The 21,511-nt window shown below is 68.6% G+C and carries 3 protein-coding genes; all 3 read right to left on the bottom strand.

Translation table 11 applies throughout. From position 1 onward, the window contains the following. Window positions 1-356 precede the first annotated feature (356 nt). Genes ABD798_RS28075 through ABD798_RS28085 form a run of 3 tightly spaced genes read right to left on the bottom strand, consistent with a single transcriptional unit; the run spans window position 357 to window position 21,345 of the window. Window positions 357-5,792 carry an amino acid adenylation domain-containing protein gene (locus tag ABD798_RS28075; RefSeq protein ID WP_344881125.1) on the bottom strand — a complete coding sequence of 1,812 codons (5,436 nt, stop codon included), beginning with the start codon at window positions 5,790-5,792 and terminating at the stop codon, window positions 357-359. Continuing rightward, complete coding sequence (locus ABD798_RS28080; RefSeq protein ID WP_344881128.1) at window positions 5,789-16,369, bottom strand: non-ribosomal peptide synthetase; 10,581 nt, start codon at window positions 16,367-16,369, stop codon at window positions 5,789-5,791. Before ABD798_RS28080 ends, ABD798_RS28075 begins: the two co-directional genes overlap by 4 nt. Next, complete coding sequence (locus ABD798_RS28085) at window positions 16,366-21,345, bottom strand: amino acid adenylation domain-containing protein (RefSeq protein WP_344881131.1); 4,980 nt, start codon at window positions 21,343-21,345, stop codon at window positions 16,366-16,368. The genes ABD798_RS28080 and ABD798_RS28085 overlap by 4 nt, the downstream gene beginning before the upstream one ends. Between the last annotated feature and the right edge of the window lie 166 nt (window positions 21,346-21,511).

A 21,511-nucleotide genomic window follows, 5' to 3' on the forward strand; every position in this document is an offset into this window, starting at 1 on the left:
GATGAACTCGCCGAGGGTGGTGGCCATCGCCTTGGACAGGAAGGGCGCGACCATCTGACGGAGGTAGGTGTGGTGCTCGCCGTCGGTGACCACCAGCATCTTGCCGCCGGAGTTGTCCGGCTGCTCCGCGTCGAAGCCGATCATCATGCCGTACTCGGAGGTGAACGGCGCCGTGGGCGAAAGCACCTTGCGGCAGGCCTCGTGGGAGAACACCGACCAGAACCCGCGCGGCGAGCTGCCGGGCCCGCTCCACACCAGCGAGTCGGCGGCGGAGTGCTCCCGCCACAGCGCGAAGCGCTCCTCCGAGCTGTACAGCTGGGGATCGCCGAGATCCAGGGCGGCTTCCGCGATCACGGTCATCGTCGCACCTCCTGCGGCAGGCCCGCTTCCAGGATCTCGCAGATCTCCGTCGCGGGACCCGGTTCCATCATGTTCTCGTGCAGGCAGTCCACCTCGTGCACGATGATCTCTCCATCCACAGTGGACTTCCAGCTCTCCGGGGTGGCCCAGTCCTTGCGGCTGCGGCCCGCGACCACCAGCACCACGTCGCCGGGGTAGCTCTCAGGCTCGTGGGTCAGCGCCAGCGTCGCGTTGGTCACCATCACCTCCAGCACGGCCGACCGCCGCTGCTCGTCCAGCCGGCTCAACTCACTGGACCCGCGTCCGAGGTAGTCGACGATCCGCGCCCGCAGGGATTCCTCGTCCTCCGGCACCTCCGCGCCCTCGTCGCCGTATGCCTTGGCGTACTCCTCGAACATGGAGGCCAGCAACGCCTTCCGGTCCGACTGGCCACGCTTGCTCTCCTCGGCCGGGTAGGCGTCGAGGATCGCGAGCAGGCCGACGTCCTCCAGGTGGGTCGCCAGCGCGTGCGCGAGGTTGCCGCCGAAGGACCAGCCGACGAGGTGGTACGGGCCTTCCGGCTGCACGGAACGGATCAGCTCGGCGAAGTCGGCGACCATCGCCTCCATCGTCTGCGGGCGCTCCTCGTCCCCGTCCAGGCCGCGCGACTGGAGCGCGTACACCGGGATCTCCGAGTCGAGCGCGCGCAGCAGGCCGGTGTAGCGCCAGCTCATGCCCGCGATCGGCGGCAGGCAGAACAGTGGCGGCCGAGTTCCCTTGGCGCGCAAAGGAAGCAACGCGCCGAACGCATCACGCTGAGTGGGCTCGCCGTCCAGCAGCGCGGCCAGGGCGGCCGGGGTCGGCGCGTCGAACACCGCGCGCACCGTCAGCTCCGCGCCGAGGACCGCGCCGATGCGCCCCGCCAGCTCGACGCCGAGCAGGGAATGCCCGCCCAGCTCGAAGAAGTCGTCGTCGACGCCGACCTCCGCAACGCCGAGCGCTTCCGCGAACAGTCCACAAAGGACCTTCTCGCGCGGGGTTCGCGGCGCGCTGTCCGAGATCTCGACGACCGGCTCCGGCAGCGCGCGACGGTCGAGCTTCCCGTTGGGCAGCAGTGGAAGCGTGTCCATGCCGACGAAGGACGACGGCACCATGTAGTCCGGAAGGCACGTCGCCAAGTAAGACCGCAGCTCCGGGCCTGGCACGTCACCGACGACGTAGGCGACCAGTCGTCGGTCTCCGGGGCGGTCCTCGCGGACGATCGCCACCGCCGCATCGACCTTGTCGTGACGGCGCAACGCGGTCTCGATCTCGCCGAGTTCGATGCGGAAGCCGCGCAGCTTGACCTGCGTGTCGACCCGGCCCGCCAGCTCCAATCTGCCGCCGCGCCACCTCGCGAGGTCACCGGTGCGGTAGAGCCGCGTGCCCGGATCGCCGAACGGGCTGGCCACGAACCGCGCCGCGGTGGTGGCCGGATCACCGAGGTAGCCCCTCGCGAGTCCGCGCCCGGCAAGGTACAGCTCCCCCACCACACCGGGCGGTACCGGCCTCAGCGAGGAATCGAGCACATAGGTGGCCATGCCGTCGATGGCCGTCCCGATGGTCAACGGCCGCCCCGGCGAGCACGCCGTGAACGTCACGTCGCAGGTCGCTTCGGTGGGACCGTAGGCGTTGATCATCAGCCGGTCCCGCGCCCAGAAGTCCACCAGGTCCTCCGGGCACGTCTCCGCGCCGGTGATCCACGCCCGCAACGACGGCAGCTCGACCTTGGGCACGCCGCTCATCACCGACGGCGGCACCATCACGTGGGTGATCCGCCGCCCGACCAGCGCGGCGGCGAGTTCGGCGCCCGCGAGTTGGCGCGGCGGGACCACGAAGCACGCGCCGGAGAGCAGCGCGAGGCTCAGCTCGGCCACCGAGACGTCGAAGCTCGGCGACACGAACTGGAGCACCCTGCTGTCGCTGTCGACGCGGTAGTGCTCGATCTGGTTGGCAGACAAGGCCGCCAGCCCGGCGTGGGTGACCACGACTCCGCGAGGCTTGCCGGTCGAGCCAGAGGTGTAGATGACGTAAGCCGGGTGATCCGGTGTGATCTCAGCAACGGGGTCCGTGTCCGGATAATCAGCGTCCACAATGGACGTTGTGATCGTCATGGCGGGCTTCGCGTCGCTGAGCACGTGGTCGATGCGCTCCGCCGGGTACTCCGGGTCGACCGGGAGGTAGGCGCCGCCCGCCTTGCTCACCGCGAGAACGCTGACCACGTAGTCGATCGACCGGCGCAGCGTCAGCGCCACGATGCTCTCCGGCCCGATGCCCTCGGCGATCAGGCGGTGGGCGAGCCGGTTGGCGCGCGCGTTCAGCTCCGCGTACGTGAGGACCACGCCCTCGCACTCCACGGCGGGCGAGTCGGGCGTGCGCGCGACCTGCGCTTGGAACAGCTCCGGCAGGGTGGAGACGGCAGCGACGGCGGGTGGCGCGACCAGCTGGCGCTTTTCCTCGTCCGACAACAGCTCCAGGCCGCTCAGCACGCGGTCCGGTTCCTCAACTGCCTCGGTGATCAGGCGCACAAGGCGGTCGACGATCGCACGAGCGGTGTCGCGGTCGAACAGATCGGCCGAGTACTCCAGGACTCCTTCGAGCCCAGCCGGAGCGCCGTCGGCGTCGAAGGACTCGCGCACGCTGAAGGACAGGTCGAACTTGGCGACTCCGACGCCGAAGCCCTCCGCGCTCGCGGTCAGCCCCGGCAGCTCGCTGATCTCGCCGCCGGTGTTCTGGAACGCCAGCATCACCTGGAACAGCGGGTGGTGCGCGGGCGAGCGGACCGGGTTGACCACCTCCACCAGGCGCTCGAACGGCACGTCCTGGTTGGCCAGCGCGGCGAGGTCGGTCTGCCGCACGCGGGCCAGGAGTTCGCGGAAGGTCGGGTCGCCGGAGGTGTCGGCGCGCAGCACGAGCGTGTTGACGAAGAAGCCGACCAACTCGTCCAGCGCCTGGTCACCGCGTCCCGCGACGGCGGTGCCGATCGGGATGTCCGTGCCCGCGCCGAGCCTGGTCAGCAGCGCCGCGAGTGCCGCGTGCACTGCCATGAACACGCTGGCCTGGCTGGTGTGCGCCAGCTTGACCAGTCCCGCGTGGGCCTGCGACCCGGTGCTGAACTCGACGGTGTCACCGAGGCGGCTGGGCGCGGCCGGGCGACGGCGATCGGTGGGCAGCTCCAACCAGTCCGGCGAGCCGGACAGGGTGTCCCGCCAGAACCCCAGCTGCTCGCTGATGAGGCTCTCCGGATCTTCCTCGCTGCCGAGCAGTTCTTGCTGCCACAGCGCGTAGTCCGCGTACTGGGCGGGTAGCGGAGTCCACTGTGGACCCGTGCCCGAGCGGCGTGCGCTGTAGGCGGCGACGATGTCGCTCCACAGTGGACCGGCCGACCAGCCGTCCATGGCGATGTGGTGCGGCACCAACAGCAACACGTGCTCGCGTTCCGACAGCGCGAAAAGCCAGGCACGGATCGGCAGGTCACGCGCGAGGTCGAACGGGGTGGCCGCCGCAGTGCGCAACGCCGAGGGCAGCTCCTCCTCGGTGACGTCGACGACCTGCACGACCGGCTTGGTGGCGGCGTCGAGAATCCATTGGTGCGACTCGGCAACGACCGTGCGCAGGCTCTCGTGCCTGGCCACCACGTCGCCGAGCGCGGCGATCAGCGCCTGGCGGTCCAGCTCTCCGGTCAGCCGCACGGGCATCGGGAGGTTGTAGGTGGCGTTGGGGCCTTCGAGCTGCTGGATGAACCAAAGCCGCCGCTGTGCTGAGGACAGCGGGACGTGCGCGGGCCTGATCCCGGGTCGCAGTGCCGGACGGGTCGAGCCACCGCCGCGCACGCGCTCCGACAGCAACGCCACGGTCGGCGCCTCGAAGATCACCCGCACCGGCAGCTCGACGCCGAACACCGCGCGAACGCGTGACAGCAACCGGATCGCGCTGAGCGAATGCCCGCCGAGCGCGAAGAAGTCCTCGTCGACGCCCACGTTCTCCCGCCCGAGAACCTCGGCGACCAAGCCGCACAGGATCTCCTCGCGCGAGTCGCGAGGACGGCGCGAGCGCACGGGCTCAGCGATCTCCGGAGCCGCATCGACGAACGAGCCGAACATGCGCTGACGGTCCACTTCGGACAGTTCGAGGGGCTGACCGAAGGGCTCGTCCCATCGCCGCACAACGTCCCACAGCGCGCGCACGTACGCATCGGCGATCCACTGCGCGGCCTCGGCGTCGAACACGTCGGGGCGGTACTCCAGCAGCACTTCCAGCCGCTGATCGGTCAGCGCGGCGGCCAGCCGGAGCGGGTAGTGCGCGGCGTCCTGGCCACCGACGTCGGTCAACCGCACGCCCGGCGCGATCTCGCGGGCGGAGAAGTCGACGGGGTAGTTCTCGAAGATCACGAACGTGTCGAACAGCGTCGGCAAACCTGTCTGCCGAACCACATCGGTGAGCCGGAGGTACTGGTGCGCCAACAGCTTCGACTGCTCATCACGCAGCCGCACGAGGTTGTCCGCCACCGGCTCGTCCGACCGGAGCCGCACGCGGACCGGGACGGTGTTGATGAACATCCCGACCATCTTCTGCACACCGGGGATCTCCGGCGCACGGCCGGAAACCGTGGTGCCGAAGACAACGTCCTCGCGACCGGTCACGGCCTGGAGCACGGAGGCCCACGCGGCTTGGACCAGCGTGGCCGCGGTGAGCTTGCTGGCCCGCACCACGCGATCCACTTCCGCGCCGAGCCCTTCCGGCGCAACGGTGATCCGCGCGGGCACGACCGACTCCCCCGCGATGTCCGGGGCGAGCACGGTGGGCCGGTCAACGCCGTCCAGCGCCTCGCGCCACACCCTCAGCGAGGCTTGACTGTCCTGTTTGGACAACCACTCGGGATAGTTGCGGTACGGCACGACCAACGGCATGCCGACCGCCTCGCCACGCTGGGCGTACAGGGTGAACAGGTCCTCCATCAGCACGCCCCACGACCACCCGTCGACCAGGATGTGGTGGTTGGTGATGACGAGCTTGTAGGCAGTGGGCGCGAGCTTGACCAGGGTGAAGCGCATCAGCGGCGGCTTGGCCAGGTCGAAGCTCCGCTGCCGGTCCTCGGCGAGGAAGCCCTCAAGACCGTGACCGTCCACTTCGGACAGATCGAGTTCCGCCCACGCCTCGGCAACGGCGCGGTGAATCACCTGGATCGGTTCGCCGTTCTTGCGCAGCCGGAACCCCGAGCGCAGCACGGGATACCGCCGCAGCAGCGCCGACGCGGCGGCCCGGAGCACGTCGGGCTCCACCGCTCCGCCGAGGCCGAGGACGAACTGGGAGTGGTAGACGTCCACCCCGCCCTCGTCGTAGCTGGCGTGGAAGTACATGCCCTCCTGCAACGGCGAGAGGGGCAGCACGTCTTCGAGAGCTGATCGCTTCACTCCAGAATCCCCAATTCCGCTTCGAGCTCGTCGATCTCGTCCTGGTCGAGGCCGAACGAGAGGTCGGACGGCGTGAGACCACCCGCCGTCGGGTCCTCGGCGTGCCGCACCAGGCCGCGCAGCGCGTCGAACCACGCTTCCGCGAGCCGGGCGACGGCCGTTTCGGACAGCAGTTCCCCAGCCCACGACCACGTCACCCGCAGCCGAGGCCCGTCGGCGCCGTCCACCGCCGCAGCATTGATCTCCAAGGTGTGCGAGACCGCCTGATCGAGGTCCCGGGCCTGCGGCGTGGGCACGTCGTCGACCTGGGTCCAGTCGACGGGTTTGCGTCCGCCCGAAGAGCCGCCGAACCGGCCGAGGTAGTTGAACGCCACCTGCGGCACCGGCAACGGTGCGAGGACCCGCGCGGTCTCGGCATTGAGGTAGCGCAGCATGCCGAAGCCGATCCCATTGTCCGGCACGGCTCGCAGCTGTTCCTTGGCCGCCTTGAGGGCTCGGCCGACGACCGGACCGCCCGCCCGGACTTCGGCCCAGTCGGCAGTGCCCGGGTCGAGCCGCACCGGGTAGAGGCTGGTGAACCACCCGACCGTGCGGGACAGGTCCGCGCCCGGGACGACGTCCTCGCGGCCGTGGCCTTCCAGGTTCAGCACGACCTCGCTGCCGCCGCCCCGCCAGAACCCGAGCGCCAGTGCGACACCGGTCAGCAGCACGTCGTTGATGCCCGCATGGAAGGCCGTGGGCACTGTGGTCAACAGCGCCGAAGTGTCCTCCGTGGACAGTTCAGTGGTCAGATAGCGAACAGTGCCAACGGTGTCGAGCTTCGGATCGAGCGCACGACTGCCAAGCACCGGCTCCGGGCGCTCCAAAGCCGACCGCCACAGGTCAAGCTCGGCCGCACGTTCCTTGGCCTGCTCGGCGATCCTGCGCGACCACGACGGCACCGACGTGACGACCGGATCGAGCGACGGAGTGCGCCCGGCGACGATAGCTCGCCACGCGGAAGCCAAGTCCGGCAACAAGATTCGCCACGAAACGCCGTCAACCGCGAGGTGGTGCACAACCAAGAGCAGCCGTCCGGCGGTGTCGGGGCCGAAGTCGAACCACACTGCTTGGAGCAACACGCCCTCGGTCGGCGCCAGTCGCAGGCGCGCGGCCTCGCCCTCCTCCTGCGCGACGGCCGCGAACTCCTCGTCGGTCAGCCCGGCAACGTCGACCCTCGCCAAGGGGACGTTCCCCGGCTCGGCGATCGTGAAGCTCCAGCGATCGTCCTTTGTAGACAGTCGCATGCGCAGCGCGCCGTGGTGATCGACCACCGCGCGCAGCGCCTTCGTCAGGTCGTCAAAGGTCGCGGTCTTCGGCGTCCGCACGGTGACGGACTGGTTGTAGCCCTCGAAGGGATCGCCCAGCTCGCGCATCCACTCCATGATCGGAACGGGCGCGAACTCGCCGCTGTCGTCGTCCTGCGTCACCGACGCGGTGTCGTCCCCGGTCGCCACCAGGGCCAGGGCTTCCGGAGTGCGGTGCTGGAAGATGTCGCGCACCGAGAAGACCAACCCGGCACGGCGCGCTGAGGTGGCCAGCTCGATGCACAGGATGCTGTCCCCACCCAAGGCGAAGAAGTCCTGGTCCGCACCAATTTCGCCGACGCCAAGGACTTCCGCGAACAGGGTGCACAGCAGCTCTTCGCGCGGACTGCGCGCCCGCGCGCCCGTGGCTTCGGCGGCCGGAGCAGGCAGAGCCTTCACATCGATCTTGCCGTTCGGCGTGACCGGCAGCGCGTCGAGAACCACGAACGCCGACGGCACCATGTAGTCCGGCAGCTGGCTCTCGGCGTGCTCGCGCAAACCGGTCGCGTCGCCAACCACATAAGCCACAATTCGGCGATCTCCAGGGCGGTCCTCGCGCACGATCACCGTCGCCTGGGCGACACGAGCAGCTAGCACCGACTCGATCTCGCCCAGCTCGATACGGAAACCACGCACCTTCACCTGAAAATCCGCGCGCCCGATGAACTCCAGCTGGCCGTCCGCATTCCACCGCGCCAAGTCACCGGTGCGGTACATCCGGCCGCCGAACGGGCACGCCACAAAGCGCTCCGCCGTCAAGCCCGGCTTCCCCAGATAGCCCCGCGCCAAGCCGTCACCGGTCACGTACAGCTCGCCGGTCACTCCAGGAGCGACGGGCTGCAAACGCGCGTCCAGCACGTAGACCTTCGCGTTGACGATAGGACGGCCGATCGGCGGCACGACCGCACCCGACAACGGTGCGCTCATCGTCGCGCACACCGTCGTCTCGGTCGGCCCATAGGCGTTGACCATCCGGCGATCGACCGACCACCGCCCCACCAACTCCGGCGGGCATGCTTCGCCCGCCACCACCAACGTCAGGCCGACGGGCAGGTCTTCCGTGACGCCAAGCGCCACCGGCGGCAACGTCACGTGGGTGACGCCCTGCTCGGCGATCAGCGCAGAGAGCGGCTCACCGGGCTGGAGGCGTTCGGCCGGGGCGAGGACCAAGCACGCGCCGGAAAGCAGCGCCATGCACAGTTCCCACCCGGCCGCGTCGAAGCTCGGTGAGGCGAACTGGAGCACACGGCTGCCTGGCCCCACCTCGAAGTTCTCCACGTGGGTCGCCGATAGGGCCGCCAAGCCGCGGTGCGAGACCACGACCCCCTTGGGCCTACCGGTCGAGCCGGAGGTGTAGATCACCCAAGCCGGAGAGTCGACGGTCAGGCCGGGGCGCTCCACCGAGTGCGACGGCAAACCATCCACGCCGACCTGGAACACGGTGGTGCCCTCGGGCAACCGCGACGCCAGCTCAGGCGTGGTCAGCACGCCGACCGGCTTAGCGTCGGTGATCATGTACTCGATGCGGTCCGCCGGGTAGTCGGGGTCGATCGGCACGTAAGCGCCGCCCGCCTTGTGCACGGCGAGCACTCCGACGACCAGCTCCACCGAGCGCGGAAGTGCCACGCCCACAATGGTTTCCGGGCCGACTCCCTGACTCACCAAGTGCCGGGCGAGTTGGTTCGCACGGTCGTCGAGCTGTGCGTAGGAGACGGTCTCCCGCTCGAACACCACCGCCGGCGCCTCCGGATTCTCCGCGACACGGCGGGCGAACAGCTCGGGAATGACCGCTGCGGCAACGTCACGATCGGTGGCGTTGTACTCCTCCAGCAACCGGGCTCGCTCGTCGTCGGCCAGCACCTCCACCACACTGATGCGCTGCGACGGGTCGCCCACGACCGCTTCGAGCACGCGCAGCAGACGTGCGGCCAGTGCTTCAACCGTGTTGTGGTCGAAGAGATCGGCCGCGTACTGCACGTTGACGCTGACTCCAGCCGGAGCCCCGTCGGCGGAGTACGACTCCCGCAAGCCGAACTGCAAGTCCAACTTGGACGTTCCGACGCCGATGTCGATCGGTGCGACGTCGAGCCCTTCCAACTCGCAGAACGACTCCGCGTCGCTCTGGAAGTTCATGCTGATCTGGAACAGCGGGTGGTGCGCGAGCGAACGGTCCGGGTTCAGCACCTCTACCAGGCGTTCGAACGGCACGTCCTGGTTCGCGTAGGCCGCGAGGTCGGACTCCCGCACGCGCTTCAACAGGTCCACAAAGGACGGATCTCCGGACACGTCCGTTCGCAGCACCAACGTGTTGACGAAGAATCCGACCAGCCCGTCCAGGGCTTCGTCGGAGCGACCCGCGATCGGCGCTCCGATCGCGATGTCCGTCCCGGCCCCCATGCGGGACAGCAGCAGCACAAGAGCCGCACGCACAACCATGAACGCTGTGACGCCGTGCTGGCGCGCCAACGCGACAACGGCCTGGTGCAGCGCCGAACTCATCTCGAAGGAGAGGTCAGCGCCACGATAGGAAGCCACTGCGGGCCGAGGCCGGTCGGTCGGCAGCTCGATCAGCTCGGGCAGCCCGGCCAACGAGGCGCGCCAGAAGTCCAGCTGCTTCGCCACAACGCTGCCCGGCTCGTCCTCGGTGCCCAGCAGTTCGCGCTGCCACAACGAGTAGTCCACATAGGACAGTCCGAGCGGCGCCCACGTCGGTGCTCGCCCGGCCCGCCGCGCCGCGTAGGCCGTCGCCAGGTCCTCGTGCAGCGGCCCGATCGACGCACCGTCCGCCGCGATGTGGTGCATCAGCAGCAACAGCACGTGCTCGTCGGCGCCGAGCTTGAACACCGTGGCCCGCGTCGGCAGGTCCTTCGCCAGGTCGAACGGGAAGTCGGCCGCAGCACGGACGGAGTCCAGCAGCTCGTCCTCAGCGACCTCGGCAATCGTGAACGGAACCTCGAAGGCATCGCGAACCAGCTGATAGTTGTCCGGGAACACCGTGCGCAGGGTTTCGTGCCGCTGCACCACATCCGTGACGGCGGCCCGCATCGCATCGCAGTCGAAGGAGCCGGAGAGCCGCAGCACCAACGGCACGTTGAAGGTCGAGCTGGCGCCTTCCAACTGGTAGGCGAACCACAGTCGCCCCTGGCCGAAGGACAGCGGCGGACGCTCAGGACGCGGGCGGGGCGTGGGTGCGGTACGAGCGGAGTCCGCGCCATCGACACACTCGGCCAATTTCGCGACCGTGCCCTCTTCGAAGAGCACGCGCACCGGCAGCTCGACACCGAAGACCGTGCGAATGCGGCTGATCAACTGGGTGGCCAGCAGCGAGTGCCCGCCGAGGTGGAAGAAGTTGTCGTCGACACCAACGCGTTCCACGCCAAGGACTTCCGCGAACAGCGCGCACAGCAGCTCTTCGCGCGGACTGCGCGCCCTCGCCACACTCGCCTCAATGGCCGGAGCGGGCAGTGCCTTGACATCAATCTTGCCGTTCGGCGTGACGGGTAGGGCGTCCAACTCAACGAACGCCGACGGCACCATGTAGTCCGGCAACTGGCTCTCGGCGTGCTCACGCAAACCGATCGCATCACCAACCACATAAGCCACAATCCGCCTGTCCCCAGGACGATCCTCGCGCACGATCACCGTCGCCTGGGCGACACGAGCAGCCAGAACGGACTCGATCTCGCCCAGCTCGATACGGAAGCCACGCACCTTCACCTGAAGATCCGCCCGCCCCACGAACTCCAACTGCCCATCGGAGTTCCACCGCGCCAAGTCGCCCGTGCGGTACATCCGACCGCCGAACGGGCAAGCCACAAAGCGTTCCGCCGTCAGAGCCGAACGGTTCAGGTAACCCCGCGCCAAGCCCGCGCCGGTCACGTACAGCTCGCCCGTCACACCCGGCGCAACGGGCTGGAGACGCGCGTCGAGCACGTAGACCTGGGCGTTCACGATCGGACGACCGATCGGCGGAATCACCGTTCCCGACAAAGGAGAACTCATCGTCGCGCACACCGTGGTCTCGGTCGGACCGTACGCGTTGACCATTCGGCGATCGACCGACCACCGCCCCACCAACTCCGGCGGGCACGCCTCACCCGCCACCACCAACGTCAACCCGACAGGCAAGTCCTCCGTGACACCGAGCGCCACCGGCGGCAACGTCACGTGCGTGATGCGCTCTTCAAGGATCAACGACGACAGCGGCTCGCCAGGCTGAAGCCGTTCAGCAGGCGCGAGCACGAAGCATGCGCCAGAAAGCAGCGCCATGCACAGCTCCCACCCGGCCGCGTCAAAGCTCGGCGAAGCGAACTGGAGCACCCGACTCCCTGGCCCCACCTCAAAGTTCCGCACGTGCGTCGCGGAGAGGCTCGCGAGGCCGCGGTGCGAGACCACAACGCCCTTAGGCCGACCGGTCGAACCAGACGTGTAGATCACCCATGCCGGGTTGTCCACGCTCAGCGGAGCAATGCGATCGGCATCGGTGACCGGCGTCCCGACGCCAGGCTCATCGAGCTGCGTGATCGTCAGCACGGGCCGCGCGTCGGCGAGCATGAAGTCAATGCGGTCAGCGGGGTAGTCCGGGTCCACCGGCAGATAAGCACCGCCAGCCGTGAGCACCGCGAGCTGCGCGATCACCATGTCCAGGGACCGAGGCAGGGCAAGCGCCACAACACGTTCCGGCCCAACACCCTTCGCGATCAGTTCCCGAGCGAGGCCGTTGACCCGGCCAGCCAAGTCGGCGTAGCTCAACGAAACCTCGCCGAAGCGCACTGCGGGGGCGTCGGCGTCGCGTCGGACCTGAGCCTCGAACAGCTCCGGGATCGTGGCAGCCGGAAGCTCAACGGACGTGTCGTTGTACTCGGCCAGCAGCCGGTGCCGCTCATCCGCGCTCAGCACGTCGAGTGCGCTGATCCTGGTGTCAGGAGCGGATGTCACGGCGGTGAGCAGGCGGATGAAGCGCTCAACCAGGGTCTCGACGGTGGCACGGTCGAAGAGGTCGACGGCGTACTGCACGCTCGCCCGCGCTCCCGCGTCGGACTCGATCACGTCGAAGACCAGGTCCATCTTCGCCACGCCAATGGACATGTCCTCGGCGGTGACGACGAGACCCGGCATGTCGATCCCGCCCGCGATGTCCCGGTTCACCGTTAGCGCGACCTGGAACAGCGGGTGGTGCGCCAGTGAACGATCCGGGTTCAGCACCTCCACCAAGCGATCGAACGGCACGTCCTGGTTCGCGTAGGCCGCGAGGTCGGTTTCCCGGACCCGCGCCAGAAGGTCCACAAAGGACGGATCTCCCGACAGATCTGTTCGCAGCACCACCGTGTTGACGAAGAGCCCGACCAGCCCGTCCAGGGCCTCGTCCGAACGCCCCGCGACCGGCGCGCCGAACGCGATGTCGGTCCCAGCACCCATCCGCGACAACAGCGCGGCCAGCGCGGCGCGAATCACCATGAAGACGGTGGCGCCGTGTTGGCGCGCCACAGCAAGGATCTGCTCGTACAGCTCCGGGCTGAGGTCGAAGGAGACCACGTCCCCGTGGTGCGAGGCAATCGCCGGGCGAGGCCGATCGGTCGGCAGCTCGATCAGCTCCGGCAAGCCCGCCAGCGCGCCACGCCAGAAGTCGAGCTGCGCCTTCTCCTCCGTGGCAAGCACATCACGCTGCCACACCGCGTAATCCGCGTAGGAAACCGCAAGCGGCGCCCAGTCCGGCGCATTCCCAGCCAGCCGCGCAGTGTAGGCCACCGCCAGGTCGCGGCACATCGGCCCGTGCGACCAACCGTCAGTGGCAATGTGATGCATAAGGAGAAGAAGCGCGTGCTCGTTCTCGCCAGCAGAGAACAGGCTGGCACGCAACGGAATCTCGCCACCGAGGTCAAACGGCCGACGAGCCTCCGACAGCAGATCGCCCTCAACCACGGCGATGGTCGGCGTCCAGCCGAGCACGCGACGGCGCGGAGTCCCGTCGACGGACCCGAAGACGGTCCGCAACGGCTCATGACGCTCAACGACATCACCGAGAGCAGCCGTCAGCGCCTCCACGTCGAGCTGCCCATTCAGGCGCAGCACCAACGGCACGTTGTACGTCGGGCTCGGACCATCGAGTTCGTGCAGGAACCACAGGCGCTGCTGCGCGAACGACAGCTGATCGTGCTCCGCCGCTGGCCGCAGTTCGGGCCGCGCCTCCTCGGCGGACGCGAGCCGCTCCGCCAGCTGCCCCACGGTCGGCGCCTCGAAGAGATCGCGGATGCTCAGTTCGGCGCCCAGCTCCGCGCGAACCCGGCTGACCAGGCGCGAGGCGAGCAGCGAATGCCCGCCGAGGTCGAAGAAGTTGTCCTCCACGCCGACCCGCTCAGCCCCGAGGAGCCGGGCGAACAGTCCACAAAGGATCTCCTCGCGAGCGGTGCGCGGCGCACGGCCCGACACACCACCGAAGTCCGGCTCCGGCAGCAACTTGCGGTCGATCTTGCCATTGGAGTTGAGCGGCAGTGCGTCCATGACCACGACCGCGCTCGGCACCATGTAGTCCGGCAGGTTCCGCGCCAGGTACTCGCGCAAACCCACGTCACTCTTGGCCACCACGTAGGCCACCAAGCGGCCATCGCGCACCATCACGGTCGCCTGGGAAACCCGAGCGGCCAGCACCGCCTCGATCTCACCCAGCTCGATGCGGAAGCCGCGCACCTTCACCTGGTGGTCGGCGCGCCCCACGAACTCGATCTGCCCGTCAGCGTTCCACCGCACCACATCTCCGGTGCGGTACATCCGGCCGCCGAAGGGGCACGCGACGAACCGCTCCGCCGTCAACCCAGGCTGTCCCACGTAGCCACGCGCGAGCCCATCACCGGCCAGGTACAGCTCCCCCGCCACCCCAGGCGGAACCAAGCGCAGCGAGGAATCGAGCACGTAAGCGCGGAGGTTGTCCATCGCGCGGCCGATCGGCACGGTGCCCTCAGCACGATACGGCGCCTGCGTGGGGAAACACGTCGCAAAGGTCGTCGTCTCGGTCGGCCCGTAGACGTGCACCACGCGCGTGTCCGGGCAGTGGTCGAGCACCCGGTGAACCGCGCTCGGCGACACCGCTTCGCCGCCGTGCCACACCTGGTGCACTGTCGAGAACGCGGCCGGATTCTCTTCTGCCACCAGGTTGAACAGCGCGGTGGTGAGGAAGACGCACGTGACCTCGTGCGCGCGCAGGACCTCGGTCAGCACGCGAACGTCGATGTCACCGTCCGGCGCGATCACCACCTGGTTCCCCGCGAGCAACGGCGCCCACACCTCGTAGGTCGCCGCGTCGAAAGCATGCGAGGAGTGCAGCAAAACCCGGCGCTGCGACTCACCCTGCCACCGCTGGTCGGCGGTGAGCGCGATCACGTCCGCGTGGGTGACCGCGACACCCTTCGGCGTTCCCGTCGAACCCGACGTGTACATGACGTACGCAAGGTTCTCGTTGTGCGGGCGCACAGCCAGGTCGGTGTCGGGGTAGCCGTCGAGCGGCTCCGCGTCGAACACCACCACTGTGGCGTCGTGCTCGAAGTCCCGGTCGGCCATGGCCAGGTCGGTGAGCAGCACCGTTGCCCGCGTTTCCCGCATGGCCCATGACATCCGGGACGCCGGGTAGCTCGGGTGCAGCGGGACGTAGACCCCACCCGCCTTCACCACCGCCAGCATCGCCACGACGAGATCGATCGACCGCGCCGCCAGCAGGCCGACCGCGACCTCCGGCCCCACACCGAGATCCGCCAAGCGGTGCGCCAGCCGGTTTGCCCGCGCGTTCAGCTCCGCATAGGAAACCGTGTCAGCACCGAAGACGAGCGCGCCAGCGTCCGGGGTGAGCCGCGCCTGCGCTTCGAACAGCGACGCGATGTCGCCGCCGGGGATCGGCCTCGCGGTGTCGTTCCACGATGCGATCTGCTGCTTCTCTTCCTCAGCAAGCAGATCCACCTCGCCGATGCGACTGTCCGGATTGGACACCAGTGCTTCGGTCAAGCGCACGAATCGCGCGGCCAGGCCCTCGGCGGCGGCCCGGTCAAACAGGTCCTCCGCGTACTCCAGGGTTCCCACAACGCCGGAAGCGGTTTCCTGCAAGCTGAACGACAGGTCGAACTTCGCGATGCCGATCAGGTCGGTGGGCAGCACCTCGGCTTGCAGGCCGCGCAGGGAAACCCCGTCCGCGTCAGCGTTCTGCAACACAAGGGCGACCTGGAACAGCGGGTGATGGCCAAGACTGCGGGCCGGGTTGACGGCCTCCACGACACGGTCGAACGGCACGTCCTGGTGGGAGAACGCGTCAAGGTCGGCGCTGCGCACGCGCTCCAGAAGCTCTCGGAACGTCGGATCTCCGGCGGTGTTCGTGCGCAGCACCAAGGTGTTGACGAAGAACCCGACCAGGTCCTCCAGTTCTTCCTCCGTGCGCCCAGCGACCACGGTGCCGACCGGGACGTCCGTGCCCGCGCCGACCCGGGTCAGCAGTGTGGCGATGGCGGCCTGCAACACCATGAACGGCGTCGTCGAGGTCTCCTGGGCAAGCTCCGCAAGCGATGCGTCGAGCCGTACCCTGACCTTGTTTCCACGATGGGATGCGACGGCGGGCCGGGGCTTGCTCGTCGGCAGCTCCAGCAACTCCGGCGCGCCGCGCAGGGCTTCGGTCCAGTAGCCGAGCTGACGGCTGATGAGGCTGTCCGGATCATCCTCGCTGCCAAGGACTTCCTGCTGCCACAACGCGTAGTCAGCGTACTGCACGGGCAGATCTGTCCACTGTGGACCGCATCCGAGTGATCGCGCGTCGTACGCGATGGACAGATCGCGCAGCAGAGGACGCGTCGACCAGCCGTCGGAGATCACGTGGTGCGTCACGATCAGCAGGACGTGCTCATCAAGCCCGAGCCGGAAGAGTGTCACGCGCAGCGGCACTTCGGCGGTGAGGTCGAAGGCCTGGTTCGTGGTCTCGGTGATCGCGCCCGCCAAAGCCTCCTCCGAGATGTCCACAATGGACACATCGGGGCAGAACGACGGCAGGACCTGCTGCCGGGGCTCGCCGTCGACCTCGGGGAAGCAGGTGCGCAACGACTCGTGCCGCCCCACCACGTCACCGACGGCCTCGCGCAGCGCGTCGAGGTCGAGCACACCGGAGAGCCGCACCGCGAGCGGCACGTTGTAGGTGGCGCTCGGGCCTTCGAGGCGGTGCAGGAACCACAGCCTCTGCTGCGCGAAGGACAGGGGGATCACGAGACCTCCTCCGGCCTCGGCATGCGGCGCAGGGCCGGCCGGGCCTTCTCGACAGGGTTCGCGGTGACGGCAGTGGAGACAGCGGCGGCCACGGCGGCGACGGTGGGCGCCTCGAACAGCTCACGCAGCGACAGGTCGGCGCCGAAGGCGGAGCGGATGCGGCTGAGCAGGCGCACCGCGAGCAGGGAATGCCCGCCCAGCGCGAAGAACCCGTCGTCGACGCTGACCGTGGGAACACCCAGCATCTCGGAGAACAGCTCGCAGAGGACCTTCTCCTGCGCCGTGGCGGGGGCTCGGCCACCCGACTGCTCGCCGTACTCCGGAGCGGGCAGCGCCTTGCGGTCGAGCTTGCGGTTCGGCGTCAGTGGCAGGGAATCCAGCGTGACGAACGCGGACGGCACCATGTACTCCGGCAGGTACTCGGCGCACCTCGCGCGCAGCGCCTCCACGTCGAGCGCCCCGTCCGGCACCGCGTAGGCGACGAGTCGCTTGTCCCCGGGGCGGTCCTCGCGGACGATCACCGCGACGCCGCCGACGCCGGGAGCTTGGCCGAGAACGGCCTCGATCTCGCCGAGTTCGATGCGGTAGCCGCGCACCTTGACCTGGTCGTCGACGCGGGCGATGAACTCCAGCTGCCCGTCCGCGCGGCGGCGGCCGAGGTCGCCGGAGCGGTACATCCGCGTTCCCGGCGCTCCGAAAGGATTGGCGACGAAGCGTTCCGCGGTGAGGCCCTGCCGGTTGTGGTAACCGCGGGTCACCAGGTCACCCGCGATGTACAGCTCCCCCGCGACGCCGATCGGTGCCGGGTTGAGGTTGCCGTCCAGCACGTACATCTGCGTGTTCCAGCTGGGTTTGCCGAGCGAGAGCACTCCGGGAACCACGCGGTCGCCCGGCTTGATCACGTACTCCATGCAGCCGACCGTGGTCTCCGTCGGACCGTACTCGTTGAAGACCGTGGCCGTGGGGTTGCGCGCCCGCCACTCGTCCAGCACTTCGCCCAGCAGTGGTTCCCCGCCGAGCACGAGCTGGTCGGTCGGCGAGAACCGGTCGGGCAGGTTGATCAGCATCGGCAGGTGGCTCGGCGTCGCCTTGACGAAGCTCGGCCGCGTCACGTCATCGGAGCTGCCCTCGTCGTCCAGCTCGATCAGCTGGACGCAGCCGCCTGCGGTCAACGGCGCGAAGACCCCGGTGACGGTCAGGTCGAACGACAGCGAGGAGTGCACCAGCGCCCGGCCGCTCACCTCCGTGTAGAGCTGGCGGCTCCACGCCAGGTAGTGGTTGATCGAGTGGTGCTCGACCACAACGCCCTTGGGACGCCCAGTAGATCCGGAGGTGTAGATGACGAACGCTGGATTGCGCATGGAGAGCGACGTCGCGGGCTCGTCCTCCGACAGCTCGCTCAGGTCCAGTTCGTCAAGCAGCACAAGGTTTTCCGCCGGAACTCTCTCCGCGAGGTCCGATCGGGTGAGCACGAGAACCGGGTTCGCGTCGTCGAGCATGTACGCGATCCGCTCGGCCGGGTAGGCCAGGTCCACTGTGAGGTAAGCGGCGCCCGCCTTGAGCACGGCGAGCAGCGCGACCACCGTCTCCGTCGACTTCGGCAGCGCGACACCGACGAAGCGCTCCGGCCCGACTCCGTTGCACGCCAACCACCTCGCGAGACGATTCGCGCGAACATCCAGCTCCGCGTAGGTGAGGCTGTCGTCTCCGCACACCACCGCCGTGGCGCCGGGCACGCGCCGGACCTGCGCGGCGATCATCTCCGTGAGCAACGCGTCGGGAACGTCGGCCGCAGTGTCGTTGCACGCCACCAGAAGCTCGTTTCGGTCAGCGTCGGTAAGCAGGTCCAGCCGCCCGATCGGCTTCTCCGGATCGGTGATCGCCGCGTCGAGCAAGCGCATCAGGAAGGTCACCAGGCGCTCGGCCGTCGACCGGTCGAACAGGTCGGTCGCGTACTCCAGGTAGCCGTCGATCCCCGCTCCGGCCGGGTTCTCCCAGACGAAGAAGGACAGGTCGAAGCGGGCCACTCCCGCGCCCATCGGGTAGTCCGAAGTGGACACTCCCGGCAGCTCGACCCGCGAACCGACCCCGTCCTCGTAGGTCAACATGATCTGGAACAACGGGGTGTGCGCGAGGGACCGCGTCGGGTTGGTCACCTCGACCAAGCGCTCGAACGGCACGTCCTGGTTGGCGTAGGCCGCGAGATCGGCCGCGCGCACCCGGGCCAGCAGCTCGCGGAAACCCGGCTCGCCCGAGGTGTCAGTGCGCAGCACCAAGGTGTTGGCGAAGAAACCGACCAGGTTCTCCAGCGCCGCATCGACGCGCCCGGCCGACGCGGTGCCCAGCGTGATGTCGGTGCCCGCGCCCATCCTCGTCAGCATGGCGGCCAGCGCGGCGTGCACGATCATGAACATCGTGGTGCCGGTCTCACTGGCGAGCTTGGCCAACCGCTCGTGCAAGCGCGCGTCCACGGAGAACGGCACGCGGTCGCCCCGGAAGCTCGGCTCAGCGGGCCGCGGCCGGTCGATCGGCAGCTCCAACAGTTCCGGCGCTCCGGCCAGGGTCCGCTTCCAGAACTCGATCTGGGTCTCTTCCTCGGCGGCCAGCAATTCGTTCTGCCACAGGGCGAAGTCCGCGTACTGCACCGGGTGCGGCTCCCAGGCAGGAGCTTTCCCACGGATTCTGGCGGCGTACGCGGCGGAGAGGTCTCGCGTCAACGGCATCAGCGAACCGCCGTCGGCCGCGATGTGGTGCACGACGAGGAGCAGGACGTGCTCCTTCTCCGACAAGGAGAACAGCGTCGCTCGCACCGGAAGGTCCGCGCTGAGGTCGAAGGTGTACCGAGCCGCCGCAGCCAGCGCATTTACGTCGAAGTCCACAGTGGACAAGATGCGCGCGGGTGGCAGAACTCGCTGGTACGGCGCGCCTTCGTACTCGAAGAACACTGTGCGCAGTGCCTCGTGCCGCTGGACGACGTCGACGAAGGCGGCGTCGAGCGCGTCGCGGTTGATCCGCCCGGAGAGCTTGGTCGCCCAGACGACGTTGTAGTTCGGGCTCGGCCCCTCGAACTGGTCGATGAACCACAGCCGCCGCTGCACCGATGACAGCGGGACCAGCTTCGGGCGCTCGACGGCGACCAGCGGGGGCCGCGCGCTCGCGGCGGTGTCGAAGCACCACAGCAGCTTCTCGACCGTCGGCGACTCGAAGACCGTGCTCAGCGCCAGCTCGACGCCGAACGCCGACCTGATCCGGCCGAGCAATCGGACCGCCAGCAGGGAATGCCCGCCCAGCTCGAAGAAGTCGTCGTCCACGCCGACCGACGGCAGCCCGAGGACGTCCGCGACCAGTCCACAAAGGACCTTCTCGTCGTCGGTCTCCGGCGCGCGACCGTCGGCCGAGAACTCCGGAGCTGGCAACGCTCGACGGTCGACCTTCCCGTTGGGGTTCAACGGGAGCGCGTCCAGCTCGACGATCAGCGACGGCCGCATGAACTCCGGCAGCCACTCGCCCATGTGCTCACGCAACACCCGCCGGTCGACCTGCGCGCCCGCCGCGACGACGTAGCAGACGATCCGCTTGTCACCGGGCTGGTCCTCCCGCACGACCGCAACCGCGTAGGCCACGTCCGGGTGGGAGACCGCCGCAGCCGCGACCTCGTCCAGCTCGATCCGGAAACCACGCACGCTGGCCTGGTTGTCCACCCGCCCGCCGAACTCCAGGATGCCGTCCGCCCGCCAGCGCGCCAGGTCGCCGGTGCGGTACATGCGGCTGCCCGGAGCGCCGAAAGGGTTGGCCACAAAGCGTTCCGACGACAACCCCGGCCGCCGGTAGTAGCCGCGCGCCACGCCCGATCCGCTGAGGTACAGCTCCCCGGAGACTCCGGGCGGAACCGGCTGCAACTGCTCGTCCAGCACGTAGACCTGGGAGTTCGGCATCACGCGGCCCAGCGGCACCACCCCGGACGGCGTCTCGTCCCCGGGCTGCATCACGAACTCGGCGCAGTGCAGGGTGACCTCGGTCGGCCCGTAGCCGCCGACCACCCTGATCTCCGGGTGCGCGCGTCGCCACTGATCGACCGCTTCGCTCAGCAGAGCTTCACCGCACAGCATCAGCTCCTGCGTCGGCGAGAAGTTCCTCGGCAGCTCATCCAGCAACGGCAGGTGGCTCGGCGTGGCCTTGAGGAACGTGCACGTGATGTCCGCGTCGGCGGCTCCCGGCTCCAAGCTCGCGATCCGCACGCAACCACCCATCGCCAGCGGCGGGAACAGCTGCTGCACCGTGTGCGCGAACGAAACCGAGGTGTGCCAGATGGAAACGCCTTGTACAGCAGGGTGTTCGGCGCAGGCGGTGAGCAAGTGGTCGTCCAGCGAGCGCCGCTCGATCACCGCCGCCTTCGGCGTCCCGGTCGAGCCCGAGGTGTAGATGACGTAAGCGGGGTTCGCCGGGTCGACGTCCACGACGAGATCCGTTGCGGCGCAAGCAGAAATGGCCCGCTCAACCCCTGGCGAGTCCAACAGCAGCACGTTTTCGGGGAGAAGCTCCGCTGTGCCGATGCTCGACCCTGCAAGCAGGTCTTCGACGCTGTCCGTGATCACGATCTCCGGGCGAGCGTCCGACACCATGAACGCCACGCGGTCCCTGGGATACCCCGGGTCGATCGGCAGGTAAGCCGCTCCCGCCTTGAGCACCGCGAGGATCGCCACCACCGTCCGCTCGGAGCGCGGCAGCGCGATCGCCACCAACGACTCCGGCCCAACGCCCAACCCCGCGAGATGCCGAGCCAACCGATTCGCGCTGGCGTTCAACTCGCCGTAAGTCAGCCGAACCTCACCGCACACAACAGCGGGCCGGTCCGGACTCTGCCGTGCGTGCCGCTCGACCAAGCGGGTCAACGACTCCACCGGCTCGTCACGGGCCGTATCGTTCCACTCGACGAGCATCCGGTGCCGCTGTTCCGCCGACAGCTGTTCATCCATCCCGCTGGCTCCTAGCGCGTCCTGGCTCTGCCATTCGCAACCTACGAGGCCGCGTTATTACCCCCGTATCACCGCCCCACCCACCCCCGCGCCTACGTACCCAATGTGGCATTTGTTTCGCCAGACGTAACAAATGCCACATTGGGTACACAACACCGGCGGGTTC

Source organism: Allokutzneria multivorans, assembly GCF_039537405.1.
Taxonomy (GTDB): Bacteria; Actinomycetota; Actinomycetes; order Mycobacteriales; family Pseudonocardiaceae; genus Allokutzneria; species Allokutzneria multivorans.

Bases quoted from the DNA above. Each gene is read 5' to 3' on its own strand.
- ABD798_RS28085 (WP_344881131.1), bottom strand. From the start codon at position 21,345: ATGGATGAACAGCTGTCGGCGGAACAGCGGCACCGGATGCTCGTCGAG.